The sequence below is a fragment of the Clostridium sp. D43t1_170807_H7 genome (assembly GCF_015555905.1).
Classification (GTDB): Bacteria; Bacillota; Clostridia; order Clostridiales; family Clostridiaceae; genus Clostridium.
This window is the reverse complement of sequence record NZ_JADNLK010000016.1, coordinates 1-19,262: the sequence shown is the minus strand read 5'-3', so window position 1 is coordinate 19,262 and position 19,262 is coordinate 1. Positions and strand designations below refer to the sequence as shown.

The 19,262-nt window shown below is 29.4% G+C and carries 17 protein-coding genes and 3 riboswitches; of the genes, 15 read left to right on the top strand and 2 right to left on the bottom strand.

All coding sequences use genetic code 11. The annotated features are described in order from the left end of the window. The 12 genes from I2E98_RS11090 to I2E98_RS11035 all read left to right on the top strand — a co-directional run. On the top strand, nucleotides 1-569 hold a 569-nt coding region (locus I2E98_RS11090), incomplete at its 5' end, for an SH3 domain-containing protein (protein WP_195468981.1). A 180-nt stretch (nucleotides 570-749) separates the two neighbouring features. After that, entirely contained in the window at nucleotides 750-1,577 is an 828-nt protein-coding gene (locus I2E98_RS11085) for an HAD family hydrolase (RefSeq protein ID WP_195468980.1), read from the top strand. A 377-nt stretch (nucleotides 1,578-1,954) separates the two neighbouring features. Then, nucleotides 1,955-3,478 (top strand): sodium-dependent transporter, encoded by a 1,524-nt coding sequence (locus tag I2E98_RS11080; protein ID WP_195468979.1) that lies wholly within the window; start codon nucleotides 1,955-1,957, stop codon nucleotides 3,476-3,478. A 1-nt stretch (nucleotide 3,479) separates the two neighbouring features. Then, nucleotides 3,480-3,587 carry a MetS family NSS transporter small subunit gene (locus I2E98_RS11075; protein WP_195468978.1) on the top strand — a complete coding sequence of 36 codons (108 nt, stop codon included), beginning with the start codon at nucleotides 3,480-3,482 and terminating at the stop codon, nucleotides 3,585-3,587. A 148-nt stretch (nucleotides 3,588-3,735) separates the two neighbouring features. Then, nucleotides 3,736-5,577: an asparagine synthase (glutamine-hydrolyzing) gene (gene asnB, locus I2E98_RS11070; RefSeq protein ID WP_195468977.1), complete on the top strand. Its 1,842-nt coding sequence runs from the start codon at nucleotides 3,736-3,738 to the stop codon at nucleotides 5,575-5,577. Nucleotides 5,578-5,767: 190 nt separating this feature from the next. Next, nucleotides 5,768-5,865: riboswitch (purine riboswitch) on the top strand. A 131-nt stretch (nucleotides 5,866-5,996) separates the two neighbouring features. Continuing rightward, nucleotides 5,997-7,067, top strand: coding sequence for a BMP family ABC transporter substrate-binding protein (locus I2E98_RS11065; protein WP_195468976.1), 1,071 nt, complete (start codon nucleotides 5,997-5,999; stop codon nucleotides 7,065-7,067). A gap of 112 nt (nucleotides 7,068-7,179) precedes the next feature. Then, nucleotides 7,180-7,277, top strand: a riboswitch (purine riboswitch). A 120-nt stretch (nucleotides 7,278-7,397) separates the two neighbouring features. Further along, entirely contained in the window at nucleotides 7,398-8,471 is a 1,074-nt protein-coding gene (locus I2E98_RS11060; RefSeq protein WP_195468975.1) for a BMP family ABC transporter substrate-binding protein, read from the top strand. Between the two features lie 192 nt (nucleotides 8,472-8,663). Further along, a riboswitch (purine riboswitch) is annotated at nucleotides 8,664-8,761 on the top strand. Between the two features lie 125 nt (nucleotides 8,762-8,886). Continuing rightward, nucleotides 8,887-9,957, top strand: a complete 1,071-nt coding sequence (locus tag I2E98_RS11055; protein ID WP_195468974.1) for a BMP family ABC transporter substrate-binding protein — start codon at nucleotides 8,887-8,889, stop codon at nucleotides 9,955-9,957. A 455-nt stretch (nucleotides 9,958-10,412) separates the two neighbouring features. After that, nucleotides 10,413-11,933 carry an ABC transporter ATP-binding protein gene (locus I2E98_RS11050; protein ID WP_195468973.1) on the top strand — a complete coding sequence of 507 codons (1,521 nt, stop codon included), beginning with the start codon at nucleotides 10,413-10,415 and terminating at the stop codon, nucleotides 11,931-11,933. After that, nucleotides 11,933-13,012: an ABC transporter permease gene (locus I2E98_RS11045; RefSeq protein WP_195468972.1), complete on the top strand. Its 1,080-nt coding sequence runs from the start codon at nucleotides 11,933-11,935 to the stop codon at nucleotides 13,010-13,012. Before I2E98_RS11050 ends, I2E98_RS11045 begins: the two co-directional genes overlap by 1 nt. After that, entirely contained in the window at nucleotides 13,012-13,959 is a 948-nt protein-coding gene (locus I2E98_RS11040; protein WP_195468971.1) for an ABC transporter permease, read from the top strand. Before I2E98_RS11045 ends, I2E98_RS11040 begins: the two co-directional genes overlap by 1 nt. A gap of 156 nt (nucleotides 13,960-14,115) precedes the next feature. Then, a complete protein-coding gene (locus I2E98_RS11035; RefSeq protein ID WP_195468970.1) occupies nucleotides 14,116-15,417 on the top strand; it encodes a homoserine dehydrogenase in 1,302 nt (433 codons plus the stop codon). A gap of 704 nt (nucleotides 15,418-16,121) precedes the next feature. Here the strand turns inward: I2E98_RS11035 and I2E98_RS11030 are convergent. Together I2E98_RS11030 and I2E98_RS11025 are read right to left on the bottom strand one after the other, a co-directional pair. Further along, the gene (locus I2E98_RS11030; RefSeq protein WP_195468969.1) at nucleotides 16,122-16,619 is read right to left on the bottom strand and encodes a ferritin family protein; all 498 of its coding nucleotides are present in this window, start codon (nucleotides 16,617-16,619) and stop codon (nucleotides 16,122-16,124) included. A 156-nt stretch (nucleotides 16,620-16,775) separates the two neighbouring features. Beyond that, nucleotides 16,776-17,375, bottom strand: a complete 600-nt coding sequence (locus tag I2E98_RS11025) for a hypothetical protein (protein ID WP_195468968.1) — start codon at nucleotides 17,373-17,375, stop codon at nucleotides 16,776-16,778. A 185-nt stretch (nucleotides 17,376-17,560) separates the two neighbouring features. Between I2E98_RS11025 and I2E98_RS11020 the strand changes: the two genes are divergently transcribed. From I2E98_RS11020 to I2E98_RS11015, 3 genes are all read left to right on the top strand, one after another. Continuing rightward, complete coding sequence (locus I2E98_RS11020) at nucleotides 17,561-17,977, top strand: DUF3785 family protein (protein WP_195468967.1); 417 nt, start codon at nucleotides 17,561-17,563, stop codon at nucleotides 17,975-17,977. Between the two features lie 168 nt (nucleotides 17,978-18,145). Next, nucleotides 18,146-18,280: a clostri-philic family protein gene (locus I2E98_RS16220; RefSeq protein ID WP_279324982.1), complete on the top strand. Its 135-nt coding sequence runs from the start codon at nucleotides 18,146-18,148 to the stop codon at nucleotides 18,278-18,280. Nucleotides 18,281-18,390: 110 nt separating this feature from the next. Continuing rightward, entirely contained in the window at nucleotides 18,391-19,050 is a 660-nt protein-coding gene (locus I2E98_RS11015) for a peptidylprolyl isomerase (RefSeq protein WP_195468966.1), read from the top strand. Nucleotides 19,051-19,262 lie beyond the last annotated feature (212 nt).

The window sequence follows — 19,262 nt, the reverse complement described above, 5'->3', positions numbered from 1 at the left end:
TAAATAATGGAGCAAAAGTAGAAATAGTAGAAACAAGCGGAAGTTGGTACAAGATAAAATACGGAAGTGGATATGGTTATGTAAGTAAGGATTATGTAACAGTATCATCAACTAGCAATAGCAATAGCAGTAGTAACAATAATACTAGCACTACAACAACACAAAGTGGAACAGTAAAAGTAAATGGTGCACTAAATGTAAGAAGTGGCGCAGGTACAAGTTATTCTGTAATAGGTTCGTTAAGTAATGGAACTCAAGTAGAAATAGTAGAAACAAGCGGAAGTTGGTATAAAATTAAATATGGAAGTGGTTATGGATATGTATCAAAAGATTATATTCTAGTAAACACAAGAAGTATTGCAGAAAATACAATTTCAAGAGAAGGAACGGCTGTTACATTATCATTAAAAGTAAGAGATGAATCGAACTATGAAGCAAATGTTATGGGGACAATTGCTATGGGAGAAAAAGTTTCTGTAATAGAAGATAATGGTGAGTGGAGTAAAATACAATACAATGATACAATAGGCTATATATTAAATGAATATGTAGATTTCAATATAGCATAGTTTAATGTTGATATTTTAATATCCACTAATGAGTTATGTTAGTTTGATTTATGGATATAGTAATTATATACATAAAAATCAGATTAATATAGCTCTTTAAATTTTTATGTGGCATAAATTATGTTTATGTGGTAAACTAAATAACCCTACATAAAGAAGTACAAAAGAGGAGAGTAAAATATGGAATTATTTGTAACTGATTTAGATGGAACATTAATTAATAGTAAGAGAGAAGTTCCTAAAAGATCTTTAGAAATTTTAAATAAATTAATTGAAGAAGGGGTTAATTTTACAGTAGCTACGGCTAGAACTCCAGCAACCGCAGTTGAAATATTGCAAGATTTAAATTTAAAATTACCAGTTGCTTTAATGAATGGAGTATTAATATATGATACTAAAGAATTAAAGTATATAGATATTAAGGGAATAGAGAAAGAATCCGCAAATAAAGTATTAGATATTTTTAAATCATATAATAAAAATCCATTAGTATATGGTGTTAAAGATAATCATTTATGGGTATACCATAAGGAATTCGAAAATGTTTATGAATATAATTTTTATAAAGAAAGAGCTGATAAAAAGTTAAAAACTTTTGTAAAGATTGAAAATTATAAGGAATCAATAATAGATTCCAACATAATTAACTTTGTGGCTTTTGATAATTATGAAAAAATAAAAGCAATTGCTGAAGAAATTAGATGTATTAAAGGAATAACAGTTAACTATTATAAAGATGTATATGAGGATTGTTATTTCTTAGAAGCATATAGTAGTGAAGCATCTAAAGCTAATGGTATAAAATATTTATCAAAATATATAGACTATAGTAAAGTTATTTGTTTTGGAGATAATTTAAATGATATACCAATGTTTGAGTTAGCTGATGAAGCATATGCTACTGCAAATGCAGCAGAAGAGATTAAGAAAATAGCTACTAATGTAATAGGTAGTTGTGAAGAAGATGGAGTTGCTGAATTTTTAGCAAATAGATTTAAAAGTAAATAATAAATTAAAACAGAAAGTATTATATTGTTGATAAAATAATAAAATATTTTCTGTTTTATTATTTTATTAATAAAAAAAATTATAGATACATCTAAATAAAAGAGATGAAAACGTTCCAGAAAGGAAAATGTGAAGAATTTACTTAATAAATTAATAAATTGTAAATTGAATTAAAGTAAGATATATCAATAGTTTTATGTGTATAAAAAATAAAAATGAAAATTAAAATATAAAATTATTAACAAATTGATAATAAAATCTTAGTTAAAATTAATAGTTTTTTATAAAAAACTTGAAAAAAATAATAAAACAATATATTATAAGGACAGGGATTAATTGGAATATATCTAAAGATGATTAAAAAAGGGGGAATAACAATGGATAATAAAAGAGACCAATGGGGGACAAAACTGGGTTTTATATTAGCAGCAGTAGGATCAGCAGTTGGTTTAGGTAACATATGGAGATTTCCATACCTAGTTTATGAAAATGGAGGAGGAGCCTTTTTAGTTCCATACTTCTTTGCTATATTTACAGCTGGTATACCTCTATTAATTTTAGAATATGGAATGGGACATAAATTTAGAGGATCTACGCCATTAGCTATGGCAAGAGCAAGTAAAAAATGGGAGTGGATTGGATGGTGGCCAAGTATTAGTGCATTCTTTATATTAGGATATTATTCAATGATTTTAAGTTGGGCTATGAAGTACTTTACACTAAGCTTTTCAAAAGGTTGGGGCAATGATCCAAATTCATTTTTCTATAATGATTTCTTAAAGCTTACAGAATCACCATTCCAATTTGGAACAGTTATTTGGCCTGTATTAATTGGAATAGTATTAGTTTGGGGAATTAGTTGGTTTATATGCTATAAAGGTGTAAAGGGAGGTATAGAAAAGTTAAATAAAGTTTTATTACCTACATTAATTGCAATAATGGTAATAATTGTTGTGAGAGGTGTAACTCTAGAAGGGGCTACTTTAGGATTAAACAAATTATTCACTCCTGATTGGAGCAAGGTAATGGAACCAAAGGTTTGGATAGCTGCTTATGGACAAGTATTCTATTCTTTAAGTTTAGCTATGGGAATAATGATGACTTATTCAAGCTATTTACCTAAAAAGACAGATATAAATAATAGTGCATTTATGACTGGATTTGCAAACTGTGGATTTGAATTCTTATGTGCAATTGGAGTATTTGCAATTTTAGGATTTATGGCAACAAGCCAAGGTGTTGGAATTGATGAAGTTGTTTCAAGTGGTATTGGGTTAGCATTTATAGTGTTCCCTAAAGTATTTTCAGTTATGGGAACATGGGGAACTATACTTGGAGGTTTATTCTTTGCTTGTTTAGTTTTCGCAGGATTAACATCTTGTGTATCTTTAGTTGAAGCTGTATCATCGGCTATAATTGATAAAACAGGTTGGGAGCGTAAGAAAGTTGTTTCTGGTATAGCTTTATTAGGTGTTGTTGTAAGTGCAACATTTGCATCAGGAGCAGGATTATATATATTAGATATAATGGATAACTTTATTAACTGTTATGGAATTATAGTTGTAGGATTATTAGAAGCCATTGTTATAGGATGGATAATTAAGCCTGAAACAATTAGAAATCATACAAATAAGACTTCATACTTTAGAATCGGAAAATGGTGGAATTTCACTATTAAGTTTATAACACCAATAATGTTAGCAATAATGTTAGTTAGTAATTTTGTAACAGAAATTAAAACACCTTATGCAGGATATAACTTACCAGAGCTATTTGCTTATGGATGGTCTGTTATTGGTTTAGGTATAATAGGGGCTATATTGGTTTCAAAAAGACCTTGGAAAAATAAAGCAATAGAAGAGTTTGAAGAGTTTGAAGAATTTGAAGAGGAGGTAGTTTAATATGACGGCAACAGCATTAACTTATTTTGCAATTGGTGCAATAGTATTATGGGGTGGTTTAATAACTACATTAGCTATCTCAATAAAAAAAGAAAAAGAAATGAATTAGTTAAATCCCAAATTAATGATATAACACATTTAGCAAGCAAAAGAGAGACGCATTCGCCGTCTCTCTTTTGTTGCGTATTAACTAAATTTTCACTTAAAGACAAGGTTCCTCATATTCTATAATATGAATTTAATGAGAAGGTGAAATTATGTGTGGAATAGCTGGAATGGTAGACTTTGATAGAATTTTAAAAGGAAAAAGAGATATACTTTGTAAGATGGTAAAGACATTAGAGAGAAGAGGACCAGATAGTGAAGGTCTATATGACTCTAACAACGTATTATTTGGACACAGAAGATTGATAGTTGTTGATCCTGAGGGGGGTAAACAACCAATGATTAAAATTGTAGGTGGAAAAAAATACGTTATAGTATATAATGGAGAACTTTATAATACAGAAGACTTAAGAAAAGAGTTATTAGAGGAAAATTTTACTTTTGATTCTTACTCAGATACAGAGGTACTATTAACATCATATATTGCTTGGGGAATAGATGCTATTAAAAAGTTAAATGGAATATTTGCATTTGCCATATATGATGAAGATAAGCAACAAGTATTTTTAGCTAGAGATCCTATGGGGGTTAAGCCATTATTTTATTCTAAAAAAGGTAGTACACTAATTTTTGGATCAGAAATTAAGACAATACTTGCACATCCTGAAGTAAAAGCAGAAATTGATAGAGATGGATTAACAGAGCTTTTTGCATTAGGACCAGCAGTATCTCCAGGAAGTGCAGTATATAAGGGAATAAATGAAATAGCACCAGCAAATTGTATGTTAGTAACAAAGGATAATATGAAGATATGGGAATATTGGAAAGTTGAAGCTAGAGAATTAAATGAAACAGCTGATGAATCAGTAAGTCATGTTAGACAACTATTAATTGATGCTATAAAAAGGCAATTAGTAGGTGATGTACCAGTGTGTACATTTTTATCAGGAGGATTAGATTCATCGGCAATATCAGCTATAGCAGCTGCTGATTTTAAAGAAAAAGGCAAAAGGCTAACAACTTATTCAATAGATTATGAAGGTAATGATAAGTATTTTAAAGCATCATTATTTCAACCTACTTCAGACCAATATTTTGCAGAAAGAATGGCTAAATTTATAGATAGTGATCATATAACTGTTTTATTAAAGCAAGAAGATCTAGCCCATGCATTGAGGGAAGCTACATTCAGTAGGGATTTACCTGGTATGGCAGATGTAGATTCATCACTATTGTTATTCTGCAAGGAAATTAGAAAAGACTTTGTTGTTGGATTATCAGGAGAATGTGCTGACGAATTATTTGCTGGTTATCCATGGTTTACTCATGAGGAAATGATAAATGCTAATACTTTTCCATGGTCAAGGTCTGTTGGTGAAAGAAAGACAATTCTAAATGATAATTTGAAAAATATAAAGATTGAAGAGCTTACTAATGAAGAATACTTGAAAACTTTAAAACAAGTACCACATTTAGATAATGAGGATAAAAAAACTTATAGAATGAGAGAATTATTTTATCTAAATTTAAAATGGTTTATGGTTAATTTGTTGAACAGAAAAGATAGATCAAGTATGTATAATAGTTTAGAGGTTAGAGTGCCTTTTGCAGATTATAGAATTGTGGATTATGCTTTCAATTTACCTGTAGACGTAAAACTTTTAGATGGGAGAGAAAAAGGATTATTAAGGAAGGCTTTAGTAGGTATACTTCCAGATGAGATAATATATAGAAAAAAGAGTCCATATCCAAAGACTCATAATCCTATATATACAAATATTGTTTGCAGTATGATGAATAAGATATTAGATGATAAAACTTCACCTATACTTCAAATAATAAACAAGGATAAGGTTCAAGAAATAGTGGACACAAAGGGAGAAGCATATAAGACACCTTGGTTTGGACAACTTATGACAGGGCCACAAATGATTGCATATCTAATTCAAGTTGATACTTGGTTAAGAGAGTATAATGTTAATATATTAATTTAATATAAGTAAATTATACTTTTAAAGTTATAATATGATAAAAGGAGATTAGAGATTAATAAGCTTTAATCTTCTTTTTTATTATTTTAAGTTAATTAAAAAACATGAAATTAACAAGAAAAATAAATAAAATAAAAAATATTACGCAAGATAAATCATATATTGACAAAAAAAAACAGATAAATTATAATGATACGCGGATAATTAAAGGACTCATATAAGTCTCAAATATGGTGAGATGTTTCTACGAAAAACCTTAAATTTTCAGCTATGAGTGAGCTTGATATATATTAACTCTATACGAAATATATATGAGTTATAGGGTATTAAATTCGCTATAGTTGTTTATATGTTTTTTTGAGTATAGGGTAAATGTTATAAAGCGTATCCCAAAAAACAGAGTGTTTAGGAGGAGTCTACTTATGAAGAAGAAAATCGTTGCATTAGTACTTTCAGCATTAATGGTAACAGGATTAGTTGGTTGTGGAAGCGATAACAACTCATCAACATCAGAAGGAAATGCATTAAAGGTTGGTATGGTTACTGACACAGGTACAATTGATGACAAATCATTTAACCAAGGAACATGGGAAGGAATAGAAGAGGCTAAGGAAAAATTTGGTCTTGAAACAACATTCATGCAACCTAATGGAGAATCAGAATCAAGCTACTTAACAGAAATTCAAAATCTTTATGATTCAGGTTATAAGTTTATAGTAACACCAGGTTACAAATTTGAAACAGCTATATATAAAGCTCAAGAAAAATATAGTGATGCAAGATTTGTTTTAATTGATGGAGAACCAAATGATGGTAATGATAATTACGTTGTAGCAGATAACACAGTTGCAGTATACTTTGCTGAAGAGCAAAGTGGATTTATAGCAGGTGTTGCAGCAGCAGCTCAATTACAAAATGGTGACTTTGGATTTATTGGTGGAATGGAAATACCATCAGTTAAAAAGTTTAACTATGGATTCCAACAAGGGGTAGCTTACGCTAATGAACATTACGGAACAAATGTTACTTTAAAGGCTGAAAATATAGTTTACTCAGGTTCATTCTCTGATACAGCTTTAGGACAACAATTAGCAGCTAAAATGTATGATAGAGGAGTTAAGGCAATATTTACTGCTGCTGCTGGTGTTAATATAGGAGTTATTACAGAAGCTAAGACAAGAGTTGTTAATGGTGAAGAAGCATGGGTTATAGGTGTTGACTCTGACCAATATGATGATGGTATTTATGAAGGTAATAAATCAGTAGTATTAACTTCAGCTATTAAGAAGATTGATGAAGCTGCTTATCAAATAATAGAAGATGAAATAAATGGTGAATTCCCAGGTGGTCAAGTTTTAAGATTTGATGCTAAAAATGATGCAGTGGGTATTCCAAGTGAAAATCCAAACTTAAGTGAAGATACAATTACAAAAGTTAATGAAGTTATAAATGCTATTAAAGCAGATGAAGTAGAAGTTAAAACTGAATTATAAAATTAATATAAGTTTAGGGTTATGTTAAAAAATTAACATAACCCTTTTCGTTAAATCTTGATACAAAAATGGATAAATAGTATTGACAGCAAAAAAAATATTAAATATAATATGACACGAACGATGGATAACTCATATAGATCCCGAATATGGCGGGGTGTTTCTACCGGAAGCCTTTAATTTCCGACTATGAGTGAAATTTATGAATGTGACTCTATACGAATAATTATTGAGTTAAGACGTATTATTTTCACTTTGGAAATTAATGCGTCTTTTTTTATTTGGGTTAGATGAGTTTGTTTAAGATAAGTATTTGGGAGGAATGTACAAATGAGAAAAAAAATTATTACATTAGTACTTTCAGTACTAATGACAACAGGATTAGTTGCATGTGGAAACAGTGGTAACGGTTCGTCAAATTCAGGAGAAGGAACATTGAAGGTTGGTATGGTTACTGACTCAGGAACAATTGATGACAAGTCATTTAATCAAGGTACATGGGAAGGAATAATAGAAGCAGAAGAGAAGTTTGGAATTGAAAAGAACTACTTAAAGCCTTCAGGAGAAACAGAAGCTGATTATTTAACAGAAATTCAAAATCTATATGATGCAGGATATAAATTTATAGTAGCCCCAGGATTCAAACTTGATACAGCTATATATAATGCTCAAGAAAAATATGAAGATGCAAAATTTATTTTAATTGATGGGGAACCTAATGATGGTAACGGTAATTACGTTGTAGCAGATAATACAGTTGCAATACAGTTTGCTGAACAAGAAGGTGGATTTGTAGCAGGTGTTGCAGCAGCACTTGAATTACAAACTGGTGAATTTGGATTTATAGGTGGTATGGAAGCAGCAGCGGTAAAAAGATTTAATTATGGATTCCAACAAGGCGTAGCTTATGCTAATGAAAAACTTGGAACATCTATTAGCTTAAAAGCTGAAAATATTGTTTACTCAGGTTCATTTACTGATTTAGCTTTAGGTCAACAAATAGCGGCTCAAATGTATGATAGAGGTGTTAAAGTTATATTTGCTGCAGCTGGTGCAACTGGTATGGGTGCTATAACAGAAGCTAAAACAAGAGCTGTTAACGGTGAAGAAGCGTGGGTTATAGGTGTTGACTGTGACCAGTATGCTGATGGTATTTATGAGGGTAATAAATCAGTAATATTAACTTCTGCTATTAAGAAATTAAACGAAGCAGCTTATCAAATGATAGAAGCTGAGTTAAATAATGAATTTCCAGGTGGTCAATCATTAATATTTAATGCTAAAAATAATGCAGTAGGTCTTCCACAAGAGAATCCAAACTTAAGTGAAGATACAGTAACAAAAGTTAATGAAGTATTAGAAGCTATTAAGAATGGTGAAATAGAAGTTAAAAGTGAATTATAAAATTTTATAAAGGTAGGGCTATGTTCATATGATTAACATGGCCTTTTTAAAAATGATAAATTATTAACAGAGATAATAATATTATTTATTTTCGATGTAATAGTTCGTAAAATTCTAAAAAAACTAAAATAAATACAAATAAAATGCAAAATAAAACTTTTATTGACAAAGATGGACAAATAAAATATAATAAAGACGAATAATAGAATGACTCATATAAATCCCAAATGTGGTGGGATGTTTCTACCGGAAGCCGTAAATTTCCGACTATGAGTGAACTTGATATATACTAACTCTATACGAAAAATAATGGGGTTTTAACGTATTAATTTCACTTTAGAAATTAATACGTTTTTTTGTATAAGAGAGTATTATGAATTTATTAAAAATGTAAATGGTTTTAGGAGGAAATTTTATGAAGAAGAAATTTTTAGCATTAGCACTGTCAGCACTAATGGTAACAGGATTAGTTGGTTGCGGAAGTAATAGTGAATCAGGTAATTCATCAGAAACAAAATTAAAGGTTGGTATGGTTACTGATGCAGGAACAATTGATGACAAGTCATTCAACCAAGGTACATGGGAAGGAATTCAAAAGGCTGAAAAAGACCTTGGAATTGAAAAAAACTACATGCAACCAGCAGGAGAAACAGAAGCTAATTATTTAACAGAAATACAAAATCTTTATGATGCAGGATATAAATTTATTGTAACGCCAGGTTTTAAATTTGAAACAGCTATATATAAAGCTCAAACTCAATATGAAGATGCAAAATTTGTTATAATTGATGGTGAACCAAACGATGGAAATGATAACTATGTTATAGCAGATAATACAGTTGCTATATACTTTGCTGAAGAACAAGGTGGATTTGCAGCAGGTGTTGCAGCAGCAGTTGAATTACAAAGTGGTGAACTAGGATTCATCGGTGGTATGGAAATACCAGCAGTTCAAAAATTCAATTATGGCTTCCAACAAGGTGTAGCTTATGCTAATGAGAATTATGGAACAAATGTTAGTTTAAAAGCTGAAAACATAGTTTACTCAGGATCATTCTCTGACACAGCTTTAGGACAACAATTAGCAGCTCAAATGTATGATAATGGTGTTAAAGTAATATTTGCTGCAGCAGGTGGAGTTGGTACTGGAGTTATAACAGAAGCTAAGACAAGAGTTGTTAATGGTGAAGAAGTATGGGTTATAGGTGTTGATTCTGACCAATATGATGATGGTATTTATGAAGGAAATAAATCAGTAATATTAACTTCAGCTATTAAGAAAGTAAACGAATCAGCGTATCAAATGATAGAAGCTGAATTAAATAATGAATTCCCAGGTGGACAAACATTAACATTTGATGCATCTAACGATGGTATAGGTATCCCAGCAGAAAATCCAAACTTAAGTGATGATACAGTAACTAAAGTTAATGAAGTATTAGAAGCTATTAAGAACGGAGAAATAGAAGTTAAAACTGAATTATAAGATTTTTAATAAAATGGGGCTATGTTAAAGCAATTTACATAGCTCCTTTTTTGTAAAAAGTATAGCAGAAACAGGCAGTAGTATATACTAATTCAAATGAATATCTTATTAAAAAAAGAAATTAATTGTTTAATTATAAATTATAAATTGTAAATTATAAAAAAATGAGCAATATGTGAGTAGAATAAACAAAATAATACAAAAAATAATAATGTATTTATTGATGTAATATAACTATATTAAGTAATTTTAAATAAAAATATACAAAAATAATTAATGTGATATGCTATTTATAAAAAATAGTGAAAAAAATGTTGAAAATGCGAATTATATAAATTATACTTAGAATGAAGTTTCGTGCGTAATTATGAAATTATTATGTAAGCATATCAATTTATAATTTGCATAAATAATAATGTGTGTTAATAAAATAATTATTTAAGAGGAGGATATCCATGGAATATGTAGTTGAGATGCTGAATATCCGTAAAGAGTTTCCTGGAATAGTAGCAAATGATAACATTACACTACAACTAAAAGAAGGAGAAATTCATGCTCTTTTAGGTGAAAATGGTGCGGGAAAATCAACGTTAATGGGAATGTTATTTGGAATGTATAAGCCAGATAGAGGGTCCATAAAGGTTAGAGGAAAAGAAGTAAAAATATCTAATCCTAATGTTGCAAATGATTTAGGAATTGGTATGGTTCATCAACACTTTAAGTTAGTAGATAACTTTACAGTTACAGAAAATATAATTTTAGGATGCGAACCTAGAAAAGGATTGACAGTAGACATTAAGAGAGCTGCAAAAAAAATCGAAGATTTATCTAAACAATATGGTTTAAATGTTGACCCTTATGCAAAAATAGAAGATATTTCTGTGGGAATGCAACAAAGAGTAGAAATATTAAAAATGCTTTATAGAAATGCTAATGTTTTAATATTTGATGAACCAACAGCGGTGTTAACTCCAAGCGAAATTGATGAGTTAATTTCAATTATGAAAAACATGACTAAAGAAGGAAAATCTATTATTTTAATTACTCATAAATTAAGAGAAATTAAAGAAGCAGCTAATAGATGTACAGTTATTAGAAGAGGAAAATACATAGGGACTGTTGATGTAGAAGACACTACAGAAGCTGATATGGCTAAAATGATGGTTGGAAGAGAAGTATCATTTAAAGTTCAAAAAGATGAAGCGAAACCAAAGGATGTAGTTGTAAAAATAGAGAACTTATCTGTTAATAATAATAAAAAGGTACTTGGTTTAAAGAATTTTTCATTAGATATTAGAGCTGGAGAAATAGTTGGTATTGCTGGTGTTGAGGGTAATGGGCAAACTGAATTAGTAGAAGCATTAACTGGTATGAGAAATGTTGAATCAGGAAGTATTGTATTTAAAGGAAAAAATATAGTTAAAGAATCAATACGTCAAAGAATAGATGATGGTATGGCACATATTCCAGAAGATAGACATAAAAGAGGTTTAATTCTTGATTATACAATGGAAGATAATATGGTGCTTAAAGCTTATAGAAATAAGCCGTTTTCTAAGAATGGTTTACTTAATAGAGCGAAAATTTCTGAATATGCACAAAAAATTATTGAAACATTTGATGTTAGATCTGGTGAGGGTGGAAAATCTATAGCAAGATCATTATCAGGTGGTAATCAACAAAAAGGTGTAATTGGGCGTGAAATAGAGTCAGATCCAGATTTCTTAATTGCAGTTCAGCCAACTAGAGGATTAGATGTTGGATCAATAGAATATATTCATAAAAGATTAGTAGAACAAAGAGATTTAGGAAAAGCAGTTTTATTAGTATCTCTTGAGTTAGACGAAGTTTTAAATGTATCTGATAGAATAGCTGTTGTAAATAACGGTGAATTAATAGGTATAGTAAATGCTAATGAAACAAATGAAAATGAAGTTGGTTTAATGATGGCCGGCGTAAAGAAGGAGGAAGCTTAGTGCATAAGAATCAATTATTAAAATCTATGATGGCAGTAGTTTTAGGATTGCTTGCTGGATTTTTATTAATGCTAGCAATGGGATTTAATCCAATAGACGGATATACTTATCTGTTTAAAGGTGGATTAATGAATCCTCAAAGAATAGGTAACTCAATTGCAACTGCAACGCCATTAATTCTTACTGGATTATCTTTTGCCTTTGCAAATAAAACTGGATTATTTAATATAGGTACTCCAGGTCAAATGTTAGCAGGTGGTTTTACTGTAACAGCTATAGGATTATTAGTTGACCTGCCATCTCCTATATTAGTACCATTAATGATTGTTTGTGGTATTTTAGCAGGTGCTATTTGGGCAGCTGTACCAGGGCTTTTAAAAGCATTATTTAACGTTAATGAAGTTGTTTCAGCTATTATGATGAACTGGACTGCATATTGGATAGTTTATTATATGGTTCCACAATATTTAAAGGGAACTACAGAAACGGAATCAGCTAGATTAGCAGATTCAGCAACTTTAAAGGCTGATTGGTTATCAAATATATTTGGTGGTTCGTACATAAACTATGGAATATTCTTAGCTATATTTTCTGTTTTAATTATATGGTTTATTTTAAATAAAACTGTTTTAGGATATGAATTAAAAGCTGTTGGATATAATAGATTTGGTGCTGAATATGCAGGTATGCCTGTAAATAGAAATATAGTAATTTCTATGATGATAGCAGGTGGATTGGCTGGATTAGCAGGTGTTGCTCAATATATGGGTAACTCTGCAGTACTTCAAATTGGTGTAATGCCAGCTCAAGGCTTTGATGGAATAGCTGTAGCTTTATTAGGTAACAACACTCCTTTTGGAGTATTATTATCAGCATTATTCTTCGGTGTATTATATGTTGGTAAAGGATTCATGAATGCCAATGTTAAGGTACCACCAGAATTAGCAGATACAATAATAGCTACAATTATTTACTTTGCTGCAACAAGCGTGGTTATGGATAAAGTAATTAAGAGTATAAAGAAAAAAAGAGAAGATAAAAAATTAGGAACATCTGGTGAAAGGGCGGTGGAAAAATAATGTGGGATATAGTTGTACAAATTTTTCCTTATGCAATAGCGTATACTATACCTATGCTAATTACTGCTTTAGGAGCGCTTTATTGTGAAAGAAGTGGTATTGTAAATATAGGTTTAGATGGATTTATGATAGTAGGTTCTTTTGCTGGAGCATTAACAATATCTAAACTTCAAGCAGCAGGTGTTAATGGAGCATTATGGATAGGACTTTTAGTTGCTGCAATAGTTGGAGCTTTATTCTCACTTTTACATGCATTTGCAAGTATTAACTTAAATGCAGATCAGGTTATAAGTGGTACAGCAATTAATATGATGGCTGGAGCTTTAACAGTATTCTTAGCAAGAAATATGACTGGTAGTGGTAACATAAGAATAACTTTAGGATTTTTACCAAAAAGTATTCCAGTATTAAAGGATATTCCAATAATAGGACCATTATTATTTACAAAAACTTATGCTACAACATGGTTAGTATTAGCAATATTAATAATAAGTGCATTCTTATTATATAAGACTTCATTTGGATTAAGACTAAGATCTTGTGGAGAAAACCCACAAGCTTCTCAAGCAGCAGGTATTAATGTAATGAGAACTAGATATATTGGTGTTATGATATCAGGAGCATTAGCTGCTTTAGGTGGATGTATAATATTAGTAACATATTCTGGTGAGTTCAATGGAAGTGTTGCAGGATTAGGATTCCTTGCATTAGCAGCATTAATATTTGGACAATGGAGACCTTTAGGAATATTAGCAGCAACTTTCTTCTTTGGATTTGCATCAACATTAGCAAATGTTGCGCAAGTAATTCCAGAGTTAGCAAGTATACCGCTAGTAGTATTAAAAGTATTCCCTTATATAGTTACATTAATTGCATTAATTATATTCTCTAAATCTTCACAAGCACCAAAGGCTGCTGGTGAAATATTTGATGCAGGAAAAAGATAAATTAAAATAAAAGAAGCTTTTTTAAAGCTTCTTTTATTTTTTTAAAATTTTATAAAAATAATATATGGAAAATTTAAGAAATGTATTATAATTAATATATTATAATATTTATAATACATATAAATTGGGGATATAAAGATAAAGGGGGATTACTTAATGAAAAAAGCAAAAATAGCCTTGCTAGGATTAGGAAATGTAGGTAGAGGAGTATTTACAATCCTACAACAAAATAAAGAAGAAATAATGAAAAGATCAGGTTATGAAATTGAAATTTCTAAAATTTTAGTTAGAGATTTAAATAAAAACAGAGGTGTTGAAGTAGCAGATAATATTTTAACAACTGATTTTGAAGAGATACTAAATGATGACTCTATAAAGCTTGTAGTTGAAGTTATGGGCGGTATAGATCCAGCTAGAGAATATATGTTAAAGGCTATGGAAGCAAGAAAACATATAGTTACTGCAAATAAAATGTTACTGGCAACAGAAGGTGATGAAGTATTTGAAAAGGCTGAAGAAATGGGAGTTATGTTTCAATACGAAGCTAGTGTCGCAGGGGGAATACCTATAATTAATGGTATAAATGAAAATTTAACTGCAAATAAAGTAAATGAACTATATGGAATAGTTAATGGAACAACAAATTATATATTAAGCAAAATGGAGCTTGAGCAATTAGAGTTTGATTCAGTATTAGAAGAAGCTAAAGAAAAAGGGTATGCAGAAGCAGATCCAACTTCAGATATTGAAGGGTATGATGCTCAATATAAACTTGCAATTCTTGCTTCATTAGCTTTTGGTACTAAAGTTGATATTAATGATGTATATAGAGAAGGAATAACTAAGATAAAACCAATAGATATGAAATATGCTAGTGATTTTGGAATGTCAATAAAATTATTAGCTATTGCTAAAGATGATAATGGAAGAATAGAATTAAGAGTACATCCTACTATGATTCCAGAAACTCATCCACTTGCTAATGTATATGATTCATTTAATGCAATATTTATAAATGGAAATGCTGTTGGAGACTTAATGTTCTATGGTAGAGGTGCAGGAGATTTACCAACTGGTAGTGCAGTTGTAAGTGATATAATTTCTATTTTAAGAAAAAACATAGAGGTAGAAAATAAAAATCCGATTATTAGAAATAACTTATGGGAAAAGCAAGTTAAGAATATAGATGAGGTTGAGAGTAGATACTATATAAGAGTAACTGTTGAAGATAAACCAGGTGTATTAGGCCAAATTACTACTATTTTTGGTTCAAATAGAGTAAGTTTAAAATCAGTTATTCAAAAGGGTAGAAAACATGATGAAAATCATGAAGTAACTTTAGTTTTAATAACACATAAAACTAAGGAAGCTTTAATAAATGACTCTATAGACAAGCTATATGATTTAAGAACAGTAAAAGATGTAGAAAACATAATAAGAATAGAAGACTTTAACTAAATTGCGAACTAAAGCGTTAATGCCGTGATGCCGAAAATTAATGATATTACCTACAGAAATTGTGTAAATTTCGTTAAGAATTTATATCTTTCTTTCCATAAAAACTGCTAAAGCTTTGAAAGTCACTTTGTTCCCTCAGCTTCTTAACGCAGTTTTTACTCCAAGAAAGATTAAATTCTAAAACTCATTTACAATATTTCTTCCGGTAATATCATTAATTTTTCTCTATCACTGGCTCTTAAGCTAAAAGATACAATTTTCTGCGTAACCACCTTAAGAGTTAACGACTTCTACTATATTTTATATAATAAATTGTTAACTATAAAGGGCGCGTGTTATAAGCATATACATGAAAAAAGAAAAAATGAAATATTAATTTGGAGGTATGATTGAAATTAAGCCGTAGAATTTAATAATTGATGGAGTAAAGTTGCGTTAAGTGAAGCTCTAAATCTTGATTTAGTTAGCTGAACTTACTCCTCTGAGCGATAGTGAGGAGTGAGTTTCATTTTAAAAGGAAGTACCTTCTCCTTGCGTCGAATGTGTAAGTTCGATTTACAAAATTGAAATTTTGAATCTCACTTAAGTTTAAAAACTTTAGCAAACTTTACGGAATCAATTATATAAATTCTAGGTGAAAATTTCACCATTACCGGAAAATAAATATTTCATTTTTTCGCTTCCATGTGGTGCGCAATATATTTTTATTTTACGTATTTGGTGTAAAGGTTCATTAGAAGTTGGATATGGAATTCCTCGTCTAGAATAATTCTTTTAAGTACTGCATTTATGCATTCATCATCAATTTTAGTTATGGTTTCTTTATATTGTTTAATAGCAGCTTTTTCATCTTGAATATCAATAGTGAGAATATCTTTAATTGACGATAAATCGTAATTTACTAATTTACTAGACCAATAATTTTTCTTTTTATTATTAATCCAATAACCAGGTTCTCCACCAAGTAGAATTATTATTTTACCAAGCATTTCTAAATGATGCATTTCAACAATAGATATACCACATAGAGTATCTGATATTTCTTTATTACTATAAGTTAATGCAATTTGATGATAAGTATATTGTGCTATAGCATCAAATTCAGAAATAGCACTAGAGTAATTAAGTAAGATTAAGTCAATATATCTTGAATTTTTTTCTTTTACTTTAATTTCTGGATATGGAAGGTCAACTGAATACATTTATATACTCCTTAAATTAATTATAGTGTATCAGTGTATTTTATGAATAAATATAGAGAAATGTTAAAGAAAGTATCTATAATAAGGATATATAAAAGTAAGAAAACTCTAAAGTAGTTTTAGTTAAGATTAAATCTACTTTAGAGTTTTTTTATTTTAAGATATTAATCTAGAGATTACTCTAGAAATTCTTTGTGAGTTAAATACAGTGAAACTATTTCTAGTAGCTCTGTCTTCATTTATGAAGCCTTCATAAAAAAGAGTTTTATTTTCTATTTCTAGTAAATCCATAGGTTTAATTACCTCAGGAAGCTTGTCCGTTCGATAAATACCACTATTGATTAATAGCTCTGCTACAAATTGAGAACAGAAATAATAATACTCTCTTTTATGAGGTTTATTAAAGTAAGCAGTTACTGTTCCAAGAACACTATATTTATACTCGTCTTTATTTTCAAAAAATTTATTAATTTCATTTTGTAAAAAATCAAATTGCTCAGAAGTAATATTAATTTTATATACTAAGCATCTACTATTAGGATACATAGCAAATACACCACTATATAGATTTTCTTCAACAAGGCCCGCAGGTAAAACTTTACTTGGGATTTTACGCCCGAAGGAAAACATTTGGGTGAAGGAGCTATCAAGAGATAAAGAAACATGAGAGTATTCTTTTTGCGTAAAAAGAGCAATTATATTAGAAAACATCGTTCCAGTTCTAGATAAGACTATGTATATATCTCTATTATTCAAATTAAATCCCCACCTTTTATTTTATACTTTCTATTGTACACTAAAAATATGTAACTGTTAATAATTTTTTTACAAATTTAATGTAAACTTTTATTAAATAACTTTATTTATCAATACTGGTATGTTATTATGTACAATAAAGCTATTTAATAAAAGTTTTAAAGAGAGAAAGGAAGATAATTTAAATGGAATTTAAATTTACTTTTGCTGATAAAGAATATATTTTAAATGAAGAGAACCTTGATTATTTTGTGAATGATGAAGAGAATCCAATTAAAGACATAGATGAGAAAAAAATAATAGAGATATTACATAATAGTGAAAATGTTGAATTTATAAAGGCATTTTTTGATTTTCCATGTGAAAATTGTAATGAAGGAGTTAGTGAAAAGAAGAAATTCTTTGATTTTTTAGGCTTTAATTTTTACATATATACTAAAAATGGAGAATATGTAATAAGTACTTTAGATAAAGAGTATGAAGGATTATCTTTTAAAAGATTAATGAAAAGTGGAAAAGTAGATAATAGTTATATTGTGATGGTAAATGTTTGTAAGCATTGTGGAAGCTATTCTATAGAGATTGAAGAATTTGAGGTTTAGTTAAAAAGATTGGCATGTATTAATATGAATATAGGCCAATCTTAAACTTTCACATAAGATAAAAGTTCTATATGACATTTTCTTTATTTATGAGAAAATTCTCAGTATTTTTTGCATTATATATAGAGATTTTGTAGAAAATAATACTGAAGGGAGCGTGTCTTATAAATGAGTACTGATAAATTTAAAGATAAAAAATATCAAAAGGGGGAAAGAAGACAAAAACTTCACCAAAATCAAGATAATGTAGGAAATGATAAAAATCCTAGTAAATACAAAAGCTTTGATGGAGAACCCCTTTAGATAAACTTATATCAAACTAGTATATAGGTTTATAGTAAAAAGAGCTTAACTTGAGGGTTAAGCTTTTTTTTGATATCATAAAAAGTGACAAATTTTTATGGAGGATATTTATGAAGAAAGTTATTAAAAAAGGAGTAATTTTAGTAGGAATAAGTGCTATGTTAATTGGATTAATAGGATGTACAAATAATAAAACTTCTAATCCAAACAATGATGAAGAAAGTGAAGTATCAGTTGAATCAACGGAAGAGTTGCCAATAGCAACTATTAAAGTTAAGAATTTTGGAACAATAAAAGCAGAATTATATCCTGATAAAGCGCCTAATACAGTTAATAATTTTATATCATTAGCTAATTCAGGATTTTATGATGGATTAATATTTCATAGAGTAATTAAAGGTTTTATGAATCAAGGTGGAGATCCAAATGGAATTGGTACAGGTGGTCCAGGATATTCAATTAAAGGTGAGTTTAGTAGTAATGGATATACAAAGAATGATTTAAAACATACTGCCGGTGTTTTATCAATGGCAAGAGCAAGTAATCCTGATTCTGCTGGAAGTCAATTCTTTATAATGGCTGAAGATGCCTCATATCTTGATGGTGATTATGCTGCTTTTGGAAAAGTAACTGAAGGGATGGATGTTGTAGAAGCTATTAATTCTGTTGAAACTGATAGGAATGATAAGCCATTAAAAGATGTAGTTATTGAAAGTATTACAGTAGACACAAAAGGAGTAGACTACAAAGAACCAGAAAAAATAGAATAATAACTAAATTGTTCGTTAGAGCTTGAATACCGTGATGATGAAAATTAATGATATTCCCTACAGAAATTGTGTAAATTTCGTTAAGAATTTATATCTTTCTTTCCATAAAAACTGCTAAAGCTTCGAAAGTCACTTCGTTCCCTCAGCTTCTTAACGCAGTTTTTACTCCAAGAAAGATTAAATTCTAAAACTCATTTACAATATTTCTTCCG